This window comes from Pseudomonas neustonica, assembly GCF_003797945.1.
Classification (GTDB): domain Bacteria; phylum Pseudomonadota; class Gammaproteobacteria; order Pseudomonadales; family Pseudomonadaceae; genus Halopseudomonas; species Halopseudomonas neustonica.
Genome location: NZ_RKKU01000001.1, coordinates 327,675 through 342,621, shown reverse-complemented (window position 1 = coordinate 342,621; position 14,947 = coordinate 327,675). Strand labels below are relative to the sequence as shown.

General features: G+C 57.1%; 14 protein-coding genes. 5 read left to right on the top strand and 9 right to left on the bottom strand.

Translation table 11 applies throughout. The features are described 5' to 3' along the window. Positions 1–49: 49 nt before the first annotated feature. From sbcB to EF096_RS01565, 4 genes are all read right to left on the bottom strand, one after another. Positions 50–1,498 (bottom strand): exodeoxyribonuclease I, encoded by a 1,449-nt coding sequence (gene sbcB, locus EF096_RS01580; RefSeq protein WP_123887843.1) that lies wholly within the window; start codon positions 1,496–1,498, stop codon positions 50–52. A gap of 48 nt (positions 1,499–1,546) precedes the next feature. Then, on the bottom strand, positions 1,547–1,939 hold the full coding sequence (locus EF096_RS01575; RefSeq protein ID WP_123887842.1) for a PilZ domain-containing protein: 393 nt from the start codon (positions 1,937–1,939) through the stop codon (positions 1,547–1,549). Position 1,940: 1 nt separating this feature from the next. Further along, a complete protein-coding gene (locus tag EF096_RS01570) occupies positions 1,941–2,372 on the bottom strand; it encodes a DUF4124 domain-containing protein (RefSeq protein ID WP_123887841.1) in 432 nt (143 codons plus the stop codon). Positions 2,373–2,458: 86 nt separating this feature from the next. Continuing rightward, a complete protein-coding gene (locus EF096_RS01565; protein ID WP_123887840.1) occupies positions 2,459–2,830 on the bottom strand; it encodes a tetratricopeptide repeat protein in 372 nt (123 codons plus the stop codon). A gap of 218 nt (positions 2,831–3,048) precedes the next feature. Between EF096_RS01565 and EF096_RS01560 the strand changes: the two genes are divergently transcribed. After that, positions 3,049–3,981: a universal stress protein gene (locus EF096_RS01560; RefSeq protein ID WP_158611218.1), complete on the top strand. Its 933-nt coding sequence runs from the start codon at positions 3,049–3,051 to the stop codon at positions 3,979–3,981. A 16-nt stretch (positions 3,982–3,997) separates the two neighbouring features. Here the strand turns inward: EF096_RS01560 and EF096_RS01555 are convergent, their stop codons facing one another. The 3 genes from EF096_RS01555 to edd are packed head-to-tail and all read right to left on the bottom strand — an operon-like array spanning position 3,998 to position 7,185. Then, the gene (locus EF096_RS01555; protein WP_123887838.1) at positions 3,998–4,642 is read right to left on the bottom strand and encodes a bifunctional 4-hydroxy-2-oxoglutarate aldolase/2-dehydro-3-deoxy-phosphogluconate aldolase; all 645 of its coding nucleotides are present in this window, start codon (positions 4,640–4,642) and stop codon (positions 3,998–4,000) included. A 15-nt stretch (positions 4,643–4,657) separates the two neighbouring features. Further along, the gene (gene pgl / locus EF096_RS01550; RefSeq protein ID WP_123887837.1) at positions 4,658–5,374 is read right to left on the bottom strand and encodes a 6-phosphogluconolactonase; all 717 of its coding nucleotides are present in this window, start codon (positions 5,372–5,374) and stop codon (positions 4,658–4,660) included. Further along, positions 5,371–7,185 carry a phosphogluconate dehydratase gene (gene edd / locus EF096_RS01545; RefSeq protein ID WP_123887836.1) on the bottom strand — a complete coding sequence of 605 codons (1,815 nt, stop codon included), beginning with the start codon at positions 7,183–7,185 and terminating at the stop codon, positions 5,371–5,373. The genes pgl and edd overlap by 4 nt, the downstream gene beginning before the upstream one ends. A 98-nt stretch (positions 7,186–7,283) precedes the next feature. On the opposite strand from edd, the gene pyk reads away from it, so the two are divergent. Next, the gene (gene pyk, locus EF096_RS01540) at positions 7,284–8,735 is read left to right on the top strand and encodes a pyruvate kinase (protein ID WP_123887835.1); all 1,452 of its coding nucleotides are present in this window, start codon (positions 7,284–7,286) and stop codon (positions 8,733–8,735) included. Between the two features lie 152 nt (positions 8,736–8,887). On the opposite strand, the gene EF096_RS01535 is transcribed toward pyk, so the two are convergent. Continuing rightward, positions 8,888–10,411 (bottom strand): fumarate hydratase, encoded by a 1,524-nt coding sequence (locus tag EF096_RS01535; protein ID WP_123887834.1) that lies wholly within the window; start codon positions 10,409–10,411, stop codon positions 8,888–8,890. Between the two features lie 311 nt (positions 10,412–10,722). Here EF096_RS01535 and EF096_RS01530 point away from each other — a divergent pair, with 311 nt between their 5' ends. The 3 genes from EF096_RS01530 (at position 10,723) to EF096_RS01520 (ending at position 13,740) form a co-directional block, all read left to right on the top strand. Continuing rightward, on the top strand, positions 10,723–11,892 hold the full coding sequence (locus tag EF096_RS01530; RefSeq protein ID WP_123887833.1) for a GGDEF domain-containing protein: 1,170 nt from the start codon (positions 10,723–10,725) through the stop codon (positions 11,890–11,892). 8 nt (positions 11,893–11,900) lie between these two features. Beyond that, positions 11,901–12,833 (top strand): 2Fe-2S iron-sulfur cluster-binding protein, encoded by a 933-nt coding sequence (locus EF096_RS01525; RefSeq protein ID WP_123887832.1) that lies wholly within the window; start codon positions 11,901–11,903, stop codon positions 12,831–12,833. 136 nt (positions 12,834–12,969) lie between these two features. Then, a complete protein-coding gene (locus tag EF096_RS01520; RefSeq protein WP_123887831.1) occupies positions 12,970–13,740 on the top strand; it encodes an enoyl-CoA hydratase in 771 nt (256 codons plus the stop codon). A gap of 37 nt (positions 13,741–13,777) precedes the next feature. Here the strand turns inward: EF096_RS01520 and EF096_RS01515 are convergent, their stop codons facing one another. Then, positions 13,778–14,938: a phospholipase D-like domain-containing protein gene (locus EF096_RS01515; RefSeq protein ID WP_123887830.1), complete on the bottom strand. Its 1,161-nt coding sequence runs from the start codon at positions 14,936–14,938 to the stop codon at positions 13,778–13,780. Between the last annotated feature and the right edge of the window lie 9 nt (positions 14,939–14,947).

The window sequence follows — 14,947 nt, the reverse complement described above, 5'->3', positions numbered from 1 at the left end:
GAATAAAAAAGCCGATGCTTGCATCGGGTTTTTTATTGCCTTAATCAAATCAGGCTGGCGTTATTCCCAGCGCAATAGCTCGCGCTTTTGCTTCCGCTTGCCAAGCCACTAGCAACGCATGTTGCTCACCTTCTACTGTAGGCAATAACTCATCAATATGCTGCATAAAGTCGGCTAGCGTAATGGGAGCACCGGGCTCCTCTCCAGTCAAACGCTCTCTACAGAAGCGCCTCCATTGTTCGTGCTCCTGCTCATTCAATGAGTCAGGAAAATTGCGCGCTCGGTAGCGGAACAGCATATCGACCAGGCGCTGATCGCGCAGTGGCCAGCTGGTGGCTGCCAGCGTCCTGCCATCCGCCTCACGAATAGCGGGCAACAAACGGCGATCAACATCACTGATAAAGCTGCCATACAGCTGCTGTTCAGGATCGTCTTCATCCTTGCCGACAGACGACTGCTGTGCGTAAACCTCTGCCAGCAGCGCTTGCGCGCCTTCGCGCCAGCGTGCCAGTTGCTCGGCCCGCTCGTGCAGTAAAGGCATATCCAGTTGCAAGCGCTCAATGTCGGCTGGTAGCAGCACCTTGGTATCGGCCAGAACCGGACACTTGTTAATGTGCACCAGCTTCAGACCCGGACGTGCCTCCCCCTCAGCCAGCTCATCGTTACGGGTATAGAGTAAGCGTCTAATATCATCAGCACTCTGCGCCATCACCAGCGATGGATCTGTACCCAGATCGTAGACAATCAGGGCGTTGCGATTCGTTGGATGCCAGCCCAGTGGCAGCACTAATGCCAAGCCCCGTCGCTCGCGACCAAAACGACCCGACACATGCACTAACGGGCGCAGCTGCTGCAGGTCAATCAACTCGGTCACACGGTGCTTGCTGCGCAGGCTTAGCAAATAATCAAACAACTTTGGTTGTGCCTGACGCAGCAGTCGCGCCATGGCGATAGTGGCACGCACATCAGCTAACGCGTCATGGGCTTGCCCATGATCAATACCGTTGGCCGCAGTCAATAGTTCCAGCCGGAGACTGGTGAAACCATCCTGCTGAGGCCAAACAATGCCGTCGGGACGCAGCGCATGGGCGGCACGCAGCGCATCGAGGAGATCCCAGCGGCTGTTGCCACCCTGCCACTCACGGGCATAGGGATCATGGAAATTGCGATACAAGGTAAAGCGAGTCATCTCATCGTCAAAGCGCAGGCTGTTATAGCCCACGCTACAGGTGCCCGGCTGCATCATCTGCTCGTGCAAGAGATGGATAAACTCCGGCTCACTCAGCCCGTTGGCCAAACGCTCAGGACCAATACCCGTCACCAGACACGCCATGGGATGCGGCAGAACGTCCGCTGGCAAACGACAGTCAATACATAGCGGCTCACCAATTTCTTCCAGCTGCTCATTGGTGCGTACACCCGCTACCTGCACCGGGCGGTCGCGGCGCGGATCTATTCCTGTGGATTCAAAGTCGTACCAGAAAAAACTCTTGCTCATGCCCTGCCCCCGTTAATCATCTGCTGCAGGGTAACGCAATGCAGCCCTTCAGGCATCCGGCGCCTGGCCAAAGCTGAAATACCCACGCAACATTAACGCCAAATCAGAGAAGGTATTGGGGTTGGACACAATACTGAAACCGCAATCATAGAAACCGGGGCTGATATCCTGACGACACCAATGACTGTGCACCCGTAAAGGCACAGGCTGGAAACCCAGGCCGTTCAAGGCAGGTAGTTTTAACATCAGCTGGTATTCCTGCTGAAGCATCACGGGCAAAGGGGTAATCAACATCACGCCCAGCCGTGAAACATTGCCGATATAGCCAAAGGGTCGATCGGTCTGGCTATTGTAAACGCGCAGAAATGCACTGAGCTGATGGCGCGGAATCTGTCGCTGCTCCAGGATTCTTTCGCTACGCGGCTTAGGGGTAGCATGCATGTCAGCACTGCTCCTGAATCTGCTTATTCAGGCTAGCCTTGCTGGCTTTTACCCGCTCGTTCGAGACCTCGACACGGCGCCCGCTGGCATCTTCCTCATACCAGTAAACGCGGTTATCGTAGCGTGCCAGTAGCTCACGCATTCTACTGCAACGACCCGCTTGCTGCTCGCGTAACCGCGCACTCTGCTCTCGCTGCTCTTCTCGCTCCTGCTCGCGCACATCAAACAGACGCGCTCGGTTCAGCTCGCTCTGCCGCACGTGATCTTCGCGCTGAATAACCTGCGGCTTTACCTCAACCTGCTCAGATCCCTGACGCGGGCGCTGCTCAAAGTGCACTTGCCCCTGGGCATCGACCCAACGGTATATTTGTGCATCAGCCAGGCCGGACCAGCTAAACGCGAGCAAGGTAAAAAGAGTAAAAGGTAGCTTCATGGTGGCTCCAGGCGCATATCTGACCAGTCAGTCGAGAATAGCCTACTGCCATCAACGATCCAAGCGCGTTTTCCTCGCGCGCCGCCTCAGCGAATACGCGGCGCCAGCGCCTGCTCAGGATCGTAATGACCTAACTGACGGAGCGTTTCCAGCCGAGCCCCCGCACGATAGGTGTATTCGTTTTGAGGATAATGATCAACCAAGTAACGATAGGTCTGAACCGCATCCAGATAAAGCGCCTGACGCTCCAGACACTGGCCACGCAGCAGGGATATTTCCGGCTGCAAGTAAGGCCGCGAACGACTCAAGCGCTCGGTCTGCGACAGCTGTCTGATAACCTCAGCACAATCGCCTATTTCGTAAGCACTGTAAGCTTTACTCAGATGCTTGCTGTAGGCTGAAGAACAACCGGTTAATACGAGTAGCAAGGCGAGCAAGAGTGAGAGCTGGTTAGTCATGAGGTTCTCTGAAAAAGACACTATTTACGGCGTATCGGCACCAGAATGAAATTCTTCAGTTCAACTAACATTTGACTTGAGTCAGTGGCCGTACGCAATCATAGGACTACCTTACTTAAAACCCTAGATTCGCTGTTTATATACTCTATTCAATGAAAACGCACGGCGTACCGCTCCATTTGCAGCTTCAGCCTGCGCCGACTGTCGGAGACAGCACCATGAATATTCGTCACATGCTTGTTGTAGTAGATCCCAGCACCGAAGACAAACAACCCTGCCTGGAACGCGCGGCAAATCTTTGTCGACACTATCCACAGGCGCGACTCACATTATTGGCCTGCGATTACGTGCCCGCACTGGATGGTGGCGCTCTATTCGAGAGCACAGGCCTGGAGAAAGCCCGCGCCTCGTTGCTAAAACACAATCGTGAACTTCTAAACAAACTGGCCGAACCGCTGCGGGCCAAGGGCATAGAAGTTGAGGTGGACTCAGTGTGGGGTAAGCGTCTTGACCGGCACATTCTGCAGGCCGCGCAAAAATGGCAGCCCGACCTGGTCATCAAGACGACGCATCATCACAACCCACTCAAACGGCTTTTTCTGACCAATACTGACTGGCAGCTGATCCGTCACTGCGAGGCACCACTCTGGCTGGTTAAACGGGGTGAGCAGTCCATCACGCAAATCTGCGCTGCGGTTGACCCACTGCACGTGGACGATAAACCAGCCAGCCTTGACCTAAAGCTGATCAGCGATGCCAAGACGCTGGCAGAAGAAACCGGCGCCAGCCTTAACCTGGTCCACTGTTACAACCCCTTGCCACGAACCATGGTTATTGACGCTACGCTTGTCGTTGATTATCAGGGCTACGCCGATGACGTCAAAAAACACCATGCTGAGGCCCTCGCGGAGCTACTGAAGCGGGCCAATGCTGACAACGCGCAGCATCAGCTACTGGAGGGCTATCCCGAAGAAGCGATTCCCAACATGATTGAAAAACAGGGAATCAATTTACTGGTAATGGGCGCAATATCACGCTCCAGACTGCAAAGCGCTCTCATCGGTCATACGGCCGAGCGACTACTGGACGAGGTCAGCTGCGATCTGTTGATCATCAAGCCAGACGGATTCAGCGACCCCAGCAAACCCTGATGATTGCGCTACCAGCTCAGCCACGACCTTTGGCTAAGCTGGTAGCAGCAAGACTGAGCCGCGTGACTTCGGCCCAGTCTTCGGCTGCGATGCTGGCCTTGGGCACCACCCAGCTACCACCCACGGCCATCACATTGCCCAGGGTCAAATACTCACCAATATCCTGCTGCCCAATACCGCCAGTCGGACAGAAGCGCACATCACTAAAAGGCCCGGCGAATGACTTCAGCAGAGCCGCGCCGCCCAGCACCTGAGCCGGGAACACCTTAAAGCGGCGGTAGCCCAAGCGGTAACCGGCAAGAATCTCGGAGGCAGTTGCGATACCCGGCAGTAGAGGAATGGTGCTCTTCAGGCCTAACTGAAGCAACTCATCGGTAATGCCCGGTGTTACCACGAAGTGCGCGCCAGCGCGCTCTACCGCAGCAAACTGTGCCGCATCAATCACGGTCCCCGCGCCTACCTGCAGCGCCGGGCGCTCGCGCCGCAACAGCTCGATGGCTGGCAGGCCGAATGGCGTTCGTAGCGTCACTTCCAGCGTGGTAATTCCCCCGGCGGCAAGCGCGTCGGCCAGCGGCAGAATATCCGCTTCACGCTCGATACTGATGACCGGCAGCAGCGTGACCTCGGCAAACAATGTATCCAGAGTCTGTGTCATATCCATTGCGGCGCCATTCTCCTAACTGCCATCGGGGCTATAGATAATTTCCAGCGGGGCCCGCAGAAATGAACTGATCGGCCATTCCGGGTGCTGCCCCGCCAACGCAGCGCACAGGGTCATGGCCTTATCCTCGCCCCTGACCGCAAGCAACTGCAAGCGCGCGGAGTGTAAAGCAGCGCCGCTGAGGGTCAACCTTTGCGCACCAGAAGTAGACAGCGCAGGCATACAAGGTGCCGACGCATCTGGTGCGAGCATCTGCATGATGTCATGTGCACCAGGAAATAACGACGCTGTGTGGCCGTCAGCTCCCATGCCCAAAACGACCGCATCCAGCGGCAACAGGTCTGCGATCAGAGCGCTGCTGGCTGCGGCGTCCTCGGCAAGCCCAATCCCGCGGTAGAGCGGTAACCAGTTGACCTTGTTCATGACCGCGGGCATGTGTCGCCAGAGTAGCCCAGCATTACTGTCGGCGTGCTCGGGTGCAACCCAGCGTTCATCCACCAGGGTGAGAGTGACCTGCTCCCAGTCAAACTCGACGGTATTCAAGCGACGCAGCATTGCTTTAGGGCTGCGGCCACCGGATAACGCCAGGCTTGCACGTCCGCGCGCATCTATCGCGGCGCGCAGCGCAGCAAGCACCCTATCCACCACTTGCTTTGCGTGTTCATCGGCTGATGCAGTGATCTGGATAGACAGACCTCGCTGAGCAGCCAACTCCTTTAACCCGATCATCATTGGTCCGCTTGCTGCAAACTGGCGGTAAAGACGCTGCCGCCCAGCTCTGCCGGACTAGCCTCGGCGCGCATAAAGGCAAACAACTCGCGACCCGAGCCTCGTCGTACTGGTTTTCGATGCAGCGCTGGCGCCCTTGCCTGCCATTCATCTTCGTCGATCATCAACTGCAGACTCCCTTGTCCCGCATCCAGCGTAATCCGATCGCCGTCGCGCAAGCGCGCAAGCGCGCCGCCATCAGCCGCTTCAGGACAAAGGTGAATGGCCGCCGGAACCTTGCCGGACGCGCCAGACATGCGCCCGTCAGTGACCAGCGCAACCTGGTATCCACGATCCTGTAGCACGCCAAGATAAGGTAGCAGCTTGTGCAACTCCGGCATGCCATTGGCGCGCGGCCCCTGGAAACGAAGTACAGCAACACCATCGCAATCCAGTTCGCCCGCCTTGAACGCGGTAACGAAATCATCCTGGTCGTCAAAGACCCGGCAGGGGGCGCTAACCTGCCAATGCGCTGGATCGACCGCCGATACCTTGAGCACGCCACGCCCCAGGTTGCCCTCCAGCAAGCGCAAGCCTGCGTCGGGCAAAAAAGGCGACGCTAGCGGACGCAAAATACTCTCATCCAGACTCGTCTCGGCCCCATCTCGCCAGCTCAGCTTGCCATCCTGTAACACCGGTTCCTGGCAATAGCGCGCGAGACCGAAACCGGCAACCGTCTGTACCTGTTCGTGCAACAGCCCGGCGTCGAGTAGCTGGCGAAATAGCCAGGCAGTGCCGCCGGCGGCCTGAAACTGGTTGATATCAGCCTTGCCGCTAGGGTAAATGTGCGCCAGCGTGGGTACCACTGCCGAGAGTGCCGCCATATCTTCCCAGCGTAATTGCAGTCCCGCCGCCTGACCGATGGCAACCAGGTGAATGGTCAGGTTGGTTGAACCACCGGTGGCCAGCAGCATCACCAGCGCATTGATCAGTGCGCGCTCGTCGAGAATATCGGCCAGTCGTACTTCACCCGCACGCGCCAGCCGCACCACCTGTTCTGCCGCATGCGCAGTGAGCGCATCGCGCAAAGGAGTAGAGGGATGCACGAAGGAGGCGCCGGGCAGCTGCAACCCCATGGCCTCCAGCAACATCTGGTTGGTATTGGCCGTACCGTAGAAAGTGCAGGTGCCCGCACTGTGATAGGAGGCACTTTCTGCCGCCAGCAGTTCCTCGCGGCCGACTTTGCCCTCGGCAAACAACTGGCGTACACGCGCCTTTTCACTATTGGGCAGACCGCTAGGCATAGGGCCCGCAGGCACAAAAAGTACCGGCAGGTGACCAAAGCGCAATGCGCCCATCAACAAGCCTGGCACTATCTTGTCGCAGATCCCCAAACAAAGCGCACCGTCAAACATGTTGTGTGACAGAGCAATCGCGGTCCCCATGGCAATCACGTCACGGCTGGCCAACGACAACTCCATGCCCGGCTCGCCCTGGGTCACACCATCACACATGGCAGGCACCCCACCGGCTACCTGCCCCGTTGCACCAATGCCACGCAATATCTGTCTGATCTGCTGCGGATAACTCTCATAGGGCTGATGCGCGGACAGCATATCGTTGTAGGCTGTGACCAGGCCGATATTAACCTCGTCCATCATACGAATGCGGCTTTTGTCCTGCGCCGAGCAGGCCGCCATGCCGTGCGCCAGATTGCCACAGGACAAGCCACTGCGACCTTCGGGAGCATCATGCATTTGCGCGAGATACGCTGCACGCGACACCTTGCTGCGCTCGCGCACCGCCTGTGTAACCGCTTCGACCTGTGGATGCATACAACTCTCCTGTGCCAACCAACCTACCCGCAATGGTCAATTATGTTCTATTGTAGAGCCCATTCCCAACAGCCCGCCTAACATACAAGGACTTGAGCATGTCGCTGCGCCGCACCAAAATCGTCGCCACCCTGGGACCAGCAACCAGCAGCCCGGAAAAAATTGCCGAACTGATCGCCGCTGGTATGAACGTCGCCCGGCTCAACTTTTCCCACGGCAGTGCCGACGAACACCGCCGTCGTGCCCGACTGGTACGAGAAATTGCCGAGGAAAACGGCCAACATGTGGCTCTACTGGGCGATTTGCAGGGACCCAAAATCCGCATTGGCCGCTTCACCGATGGCCGCATTGAGCTGGATGTAGGCGACAATTTCCGGTTATCCACCGTACATGATCTGGAGAATGGTAACAGCGATATCGTTGGCTTGGACTACCCCGACCTGGTGTCCGATTGCCGTGCGGGCGACGAGCTCTTGCTCGACGATGGTCGCGTGGTATTGCAGGTCGAAAGCGTCGGCCGGGACGAAGTGCGGTGCCGCGTTACCGTCGGCGGCCCACTGTCCAACAACAAAGGGATCAACCGTCGCGGCGGTGGGCTTTCTGCGGCTGCCTTGACCGACAAGGACCGCAACGATATCAATCTCGCCGCCGAGCTGGAGATGGAGTACGTCGCGGTATCTTTTCCGCGCGACGCTGCTGACATGAACCTCGCACGCAAGCTACTGCGCGATGCCGAATCCGAAGCCTGGCTGATTGCCAAGATCGAACGTGCCGAAGCCGTCGCTGACGATGAGACGCTTGATGGATTGATTCAGGCAAGTGACGGCGTCATGGTGGCGCGCGGCGACCTGGGTGTCGAAATCGGTGATGCCGAGCTGGTTGGCATCCAGAAGCACATCATCAGTCGTGCACGCAAACAGAACAAGGTCGTGATCACTGCCACTCAGATGATGGAGTCGATGATCTCCAGCCCGATGCCAACACGTGCAGAGGTATCCGATGTAGCCAACGCAGCATTGGATTACACCGATGCCGTCATGCTGTCCGCTGAGACCGCAGCAGGTGATTTCCCGGTCGAGGCGGTCAGGGCTATGGATCGCATCTGCCGCGGCGCGGAGAAGCACCCGACCAGCCAGAAGTCCGGCCATCGCTTGTATCAGAAAACTGAGCGTTGCGATGAGACCATAGCACTGGCGGCCATGTATGCCGGCAACCACTTCCCCGGTGTTACCGCGATCATCACGTTGACCGAAAGCGGCTTTACGCCGCTGATCATGTCGCGTATTCGCTCGCACCTACCGATCTTTGCCTTCTCACCCAACGCGCAGACACTAGGCCGGGTCGCACTCTATCGCGGGGTACAGGCAATGCCCTTCAATCCAGCAGACATGCCCTCCAGCGACATCAATCAGCAGGCCGTGAACAAGCTGCTTGAAGGCGGTTACGTGCAGCCCGGTGACTGGGTCATTCTGACCAAGGGTGATGTCTACAACTCACGTGGCGGCACCAACTCCATGAAACTGCTGCACGTGGGTGAATCATTGGTTTAACCCGGTAGCAAGCAACTGGCTGGCGAGCCTGGTGGGTAGCTAATGACCCGCAAGCACTCGCCATACCAGACGGCTTCTAGCGCAGCCCCAGGACGGGCGATGACAAAAAAAGGGCCTCGCAAGCGAGACCCTTTTTACCAACTTCTTAGCGCTTACTTCACTTCTACTGCCAGGCTCTCGGCAATCTTCTTCTGCCAAATCGCCGGGCCGGTGATATGCGCCGACTCACCTCGGCTGTCTACCGCGACAGTCACCGGCATATCTTCCACATCAAACTCATAGATAGCTTCCATACCCAACTCAGGGAAGGCAACCACCTCTGCTTTTTTGATCGCCTGCGCCACTAGATACGCGGCACCACCCACCGCCATCAAGTAGGCAGCCTTGTAGTCCTTGATCGCTTCAATGGCGATAGGCCCACGCTCGGCTTTACCGATCATGCCCAGCAATCCGGTCTGATCAAGGATCTGGCGGGTGAACTTGTCCATCCGTGTAGCGGTGGTAGGCCCAGCAGGCCCGACTACCTCTTCGCGTACCGGATCAACCGGGCCAACGTAGTAAATGAAGCGACCTTTAAGATCTACAGGCAGCTCTTCGCCCTTGTTCAGCATGTCGACCATACGCTTGTGCGCAGCATCGCGGCCGGTCAACATTTTGCCGGAGAGCAGAACAGTTTCGCCGGACTTCCAGGTCTGCACGTCTTCCGGCGTCAAAGTGTCCAGGTTAACGCGGCGCACGCCATCACCTACTTCCCAGGTAATATCCGGATAAGCATCCATCGGCGGCGCCTTGAGTACAGCCGGGCCAGTACCATCAAGCGTAAAGTGCGCGTGACGGGTCGCGGCGCAGTTGGGGATCATGCACACGGGCAAACTGGCGGCGTGGGTCGGATAATCCTTGATCTTGATATCCAGCACGGTGGTGAGACCACCCAGGCCCTGAGCACCAATACCCAGCGCATTGACCTTATCCATGATTTCCAGGCGCAGCTCTTCAACCCGGTTCTGCGGGCCACGGGCGCGCAGCTCATGAATATCGATGGAATCCATCAAGGACTCTTTGGCCATCACCGCCGCTTTTTCAGCGGTGCCGCCAATACCAATCCCCAGCATGCCCGGCGGACACCAGCCAGCCCCCATGGTCGGTACGGTTTTCAATACCCAATCGACGATAGAGTCAGATGGATTGAGCATCGCCATCTTGGACTTGTTCTCTGACCCGCCGCCCTTGGCTGCAACGTCGATTTCAACGGTATCACCCGGCACCATCTGGTAATGAATAACAGCAGGTGTGTTGTCTTTGGTATTGGTACGCTTACCCGCCGGATCAGCCAGAATCGAAGCGCGCAGCACGTTTTCCGGCAGATTATAGGCCTGACGCACGCCCTGGTTGATCATGTCATCCAGGCTCATGGTGGCACCTTCCCAGCTGACATTCATGCCGATCTTGACGAACACGGTAACGATACCGGTGTCCTGACAAATCGGCCGATGACCGGTGGCGCACATGCGCGAATTGATCAGAATTTGAGCAATCGCATCCTTGGCTGCCTTCGACTCTTCACGCTCGTAGGCTTCATGCACTGCCTGAATGAAGTCAACGGGGTGGTAATAGGAAATATACTGCAGCGCATCAGCTACGCTCTGAATCAGATCATCTTGTTTGATAACGGCCATGCTCGGACAGGCTCCTCTCTTTAGGCGGCTGACAGGGACTGCGCTATGTCAGACCAGTCTCACGGAATCGGACAGGCTTGGATGGTTGTAGTCACACCCTGGAAAAACAGTAGCCAAGTATACCTGAGCTAGCCGTTTGGCATAGCGCCGGGACCTTATTCTCTGACGAAATGAGGCAGCATGGCCGGGGCAGGCACGTTAAGACTACCACCGGGCATTTTCAGCACGGCCAGGCCGTGGGCAGTCACTTTGCAGCCAGCAGCAAGATACTGCTTCCCAAACCAGGGCTTAAACGATAAATTGACGTCATAATGCCATCACATAAAGTCGAGCCTATCGTGAACGAAACCCAGGCCGCAGATAACAATAAATTTCAGGCACTGAGGCTACAGCGCTTCTTCCTGGCGCAGGTTAATTACCTGATAACCTACCTGGTCATTGGGGTTGCCTGGGCCGCTGGTCACTATGACGGCTCCGCCTGGATGGCCTTTAGTCACGTGCTTCTGGGGCTGCTTACCCAGAGTGTATTTTTGCTGCTATTCAAAACCGGCCTCAACCTCCGCTTCTCGGAACCCAGCCTCAGCAACGCCCAGATCGCCGTAGCCATTTTGTTAACCACGTATATGCTGGCTTTTTCAGACAGCCTGCGCGGCAGCCTCATCTTGGTCTACGCCAACATTCTGGTGTTTGGCATATTCCAGCTATCGCGCCGCGATCTGCTGCTGCAAGCAGGTCTGGCGCTGGTCTGCTTTGGCAGCGTTATTGCCTTTGATTACTACAGCTCTCCCAGCTCGCAGAATCTGACACTGAGCCTGGTACAGTGGTTTATTCTCGCTTGTTTTCTCGGCTGTCTAACCATCACCGGCAGCTATATCCGTGAGCTCCGCGAGCGCTTGCAGCAGCGTCACAGCACACTGCAAGCGCACCAGGAAACCCTGCGCGGCATGATGGGGCAGCTGCAGAGTCTGGCCACTACCGACAGCCTTACCGGACTGGCAAACCGCCGCTACTTCATTGACGAGGCACGCCGCCGAATGACGCTAATGCGGCCCAATCAGACGCTCGGTGTAGCCCTGATTGACCTGGATCATTTCAAACGCATCAATGACCTCTACGGCCACGCGGCTGGAGACGAGGTATTACAGGGCTTCGCCAAACTGGCGACAGACAGCCTGCGCGAAGGCGATCTGGTCGCGCGCTTTGGCGGCGAGGAATTTGTTATTCTGCTGAGCAATACCGATCTCGACATTCTGTACCAATGCCTGGAGCGTATACGTGTCAGCTTTGCCAAAGCACATTTCCCCAGCTTGCCTGAAGGCGTAAACTGCACCTTATCTGCAGGCCTGAGTATGATCCACCAGGAAGATGACCTGGAAGTGCGCTTGAACAATGCCGATCAAGCGTTATACACGGCCAAAAACAGTGGCCGGAATCGCTGCGAACGCTACCAACCCAGCCATGAAAAACTCACCCAAGCCTGAATTGACCGATGCCTGAATTGATCGTACAAGGCCGCCATCTGCAAGTGAGCCAAGGTGACAACCTGCTGACGGCACTGCAGGGCGCAGACCTGCCAATCAACTGGTCCTGTCGTGCCGGTCACTGCCACAGTTGCCTCATCCAGGCTCCCGCAGAATCGATTCCAGCCGCCGCACAGCAAGGCTTGAGTCCAGCGCAGCAAGCCGAAGGTTGGTTGCTCGCCTGCCAATGCAGTGTCGAGCAGGATATGCATCTGACACTGCATGACCCGGCCAGCGATGGCTTACCCGCGCAGATTGAGAGTCTGGAAACCCTACCTGGCGATATCGTGCGCCTGCGCTTGGCTCCTCAGCGCCCCCTGCGCTACCGCGCAGGTCAACACGTCACCCTATGGTTATCGTCGCGACTGGGGCGCAGCTATTCGCTGGCAAGCCTGCCCGGCGACGCGCTGCTCGAGTTTCATATTCAGGTGCGCGACAACGGTGCCTTCTCACACCAATTACAACAGGCCTGCGTAGGCCAAACGCTCTATCTTGGCGCCCCTGGCGGCCATCTGTGTTACGACCCCGCCTGGCATGACCGCCCACTGCTGCTGCTAGCCAGCGGTACCGGTCTAGCCCCGCTGCAGGCGCTTGCGCGCGACGCACTGCAAAGCGGGCACAGCGGCGGTATCAATCTGTGGCACTGGTCAGCCGCCAAACAGGGCTGCTACTTGCAACAACCACTGACGGATCTGGCAGCGAGTGAACCCCAACTGCATCTCAATTTGCGCCAGCGAGCAGATTTGGATGCAGACCTGCGCAGTCTGCGTATTCGCTCACGAGCGACCCTGGCATTAGTCTGTGGCGGCGCCGAGTTTACCGAGCAGGTACGCCGACCACTCTTTATGGCCGGCCTGGCCGGACCGCAGGTTATCGACGAGAGCTTTCTCGCGCGGAGTTAGCTTGAATAGCCACCCATCGATTGATCCGGCATCGTTATGAGTACTCATTCGGCAGGCCATGGTTGCTGCGGCAGCAATTCAAATCATGCGACCATGCTTGGCAAAGAAAAACCGAGTGAGAGACGCTGGAGACAATATGAGCGAACACGTACTGATTGAGCACAGCGGCGGCGTGCTGACGCTAACGTTGAACCGTCCCGATAAAAAGAACGCCCTGACCCAGGCTATGTACGGTGCCATGGCCGAGGCGATCAACGCAGCACAACAAGATAACCAGATTCGTGCCGTAGTGATTCAAGGCAGCGACAGCTGTTTTACCAGTGGCAACGACGTCGGCGACTTCGTCAACTCACCGCGCAGCGACACCAAGAGTCCGGTCTATCATTTTTTACGCGCTATCTGTCACGCAGAAAAACCCCTGATCGCCGCCGTGAACGGTCCTGCAGTCGGTGTCGGCACCACCATGTTGCTGCATTGCGACCTGGTGTTCGTTGCTGACAATGCACGCTTGAAAATGCCGTTCGTCAACCTTGGCCTCTGTCCCGAAGCAGGCTCCAGCTTCCTACTACCGCGCCTGCTGGGTCACCTGCGCGCCGCAGAACTGCTGCTGCTAGGCGAAGAATTATCGGGGCAGCGCGCAACTGAAATCGGCCTGGCCAATCACGCCTTGCCGGCAGGATCAGCCGTACTGCAAGCCGCTCAGGATGCCGCCAGGCGCATTAGTGAATTGCCGCCGGGCTCGGTCAAGCTAACCAAGCAGTTGATCAAAAAAGGGGTGGCCCAAGTGGCAGAGCAGACTATGGATGCGGAAGGCGCCCATTTCACCGAGTTACTCGGCAGCGCAGATGCGCGCGAAGCGCTCACCGCCTTTATCGAGAAGCGCAAACCGGTATTTGCCAGCCAGTAAAGCGCACAACTGCTCCACGCTTGACGTGGAGCAGGTCTCAACGATGAATACCAAAAATCCGCATCACCCATCGATTGATTTGCCCCCACACCCGAATTTTCAGGCGATGACTCAAGGGTAAATTACGCCAGCGCTCCAACGTCCATTCGTAACTTTGCGCGAAATCGTTCTCAAAGCTCTCGGTCACCGCGCTCGCCAAGCCAGGATCAACCGCTTGCTGATTCGCTTCCAGATTCCAATGCAAGGTCCAGTGGTCAAAGTTACAGGAACCAAGCGACACCCAGTTATCAACCATAGCGGTCTTCAAATGGGTAAAACGGGGTTGAAACTCGTAGATGCGCACACCGGCTTTCAATAGGCGACGGTAATACCGCTGGCCAGCGTAAAGCACTGCAACGTGATCGACACTGGTGCCACACAATAGCAGACGGACATCGACGCCGCGCCGTGCGGCGCGGATCAACGACCGACGAATGCGCCAGGAAGGCAAAAAATAAGGCGTTGCCAACCAGACTCGTTGTTCACTATGAGCCAATGCACCAAGCAAAGAGGCAACCACCTCTTTCTGCTCACGCGCCCCGATGTAGGACACCCGCGCGTGACCGCCACCCTCCTGCGGACGGGACGGTATTTTTACTCGCCGAACAGGTGAGAAGCCACGGCGTTGATACTTGCCTACCCGCGCCCATTCAATTTCAAACAAATCCAGCCAGTCAGCAACCACCGGCCCCTGCACTTCGAGCATCTGCTCATGCCAGCGAGGGCAATCACTCCCCTCCTCTTGCTGACAAAACTCATCAGTAAATCCAGTACCGCCGACAAAAGTGATCTTCTGGTCGATGATGATCAGTTTACGGTGATCGCGATGAAACATGCGCGTGCCGTGGTACCAGGATGTCGGATTATAGATGCGCGTTGCAACGCCGCCATCGCTGAGTCGGTCACGATCCGGCTGCTTCATCTTTTCACTGCCGATCGCATCAAACATGAAGCGAACCTTTACGCCTCGCGAGACCGCTTGCAGAAGAGCATCCACCACCTGATCGCAACTGGTGCCCGAGGAGACCAGATACATCTCAATATCAATGCTGGACTCGGCCTGCTCAAAGGCTTCGAGTATGCGCGGAAAGTAGCGGTGCCCATCCACGCGCAGATTGAATTCGTTGTCCTGATGCCACTCATACACACGCGACGACATAAATATCCT

Coding starts and splice junctions, on each gene's coding strand:
- pgl (WP_123887837.1), bottom strand. CDS start 5,374: ATGATGATCGGGTTAAAGGAGTTGGCTGCTCAGCGAGGTCTGTCTATC.
- EF096_RS01525 (WP_123887832.1), top strand. CDS start 11,901: ATGCCTGAATTGATCGTACAAGGCCGCCATCTGCAAGTGAGCCAAGGT.
- EF096_RS01515 (WP_123887830.1), bottom strand. CDS start 14,938: ATGTCGTCGCGTGTGTATGAGTGGCATCAGGACAACGAATTCAATCTG.
- EF096_RS01560 (WP_158611218.1), top strand. CDS start 3,049: ATGAATATTCGTCACATGCTTGTTGTAGTAGATCCCAGCACCGAAGAC.
- EF096_RS01555 (WP_123887838.1), bottom strand. CDS start 4,642: ATGGATATGACACAGACTCTGGATACATTGTTTGCCGAGGTCACGCTG.
- edd (WP_123887836.1), bottom strand. CDS start 7,185: ATGCATCCACAGGTCGAAGCGGTTACACAGGCGGTGCGCGAGCGCAGC.
- EF096_RS01520 (WP_123887831.1), top strand. CDS start 12,970: ATGAGCGAACACGTACTGATTGAGCACAGCGGCGGCGTGCTGACGCTA.
- sbcB (WP_123887843.1), bottom strand. CDS start 1,498: ATGAGCAAGAGTTTTTTCTGGTACGACTTTGAATCCACAGGAATAGAT.
- pyk (WP_123887835.1), top strand. CDS start 7,284: ATGTCGCTGCGCCGCACCAAAATCGTCGCCACCCTGGGACCAGCAACC.
- EF096_RS01575 (WP_123887842.1), bottom strand. CDS start 1,939: ATGCATGCTACCCCTAAGCCGCGTAGCGAAAGAATCCTGGAGCAGCGA.
- EF096_RS01570 (WP_123887841.1), bottom strand. CDS start 2,372: ATGAAGCTACCTTTTACTCTTTTTACCTTGCTCGCGTTTAGCTGGTCC.
- EF096_RS01565 (WP_123887840.1), bottom strand. CDS start 2,830: ATGACTAACCAGCTCTCACTCTTGCTCGCCTTGCTACTCGTATTAACC.
- EF096_RS01530 (WP_123887833.1), top strand. CDS start 10,723: ATGCCATCACATAAAGTCGAGCCTATCGTGAACGAAACCCAGGCCGCA.
- EF096_RS01535 (WP_123887834.1), bottom strand. CDS start 10,411: ATGGCCGTTATCAAACAAGATGATCTGATTCAGAGCGTAGCTGATGCG.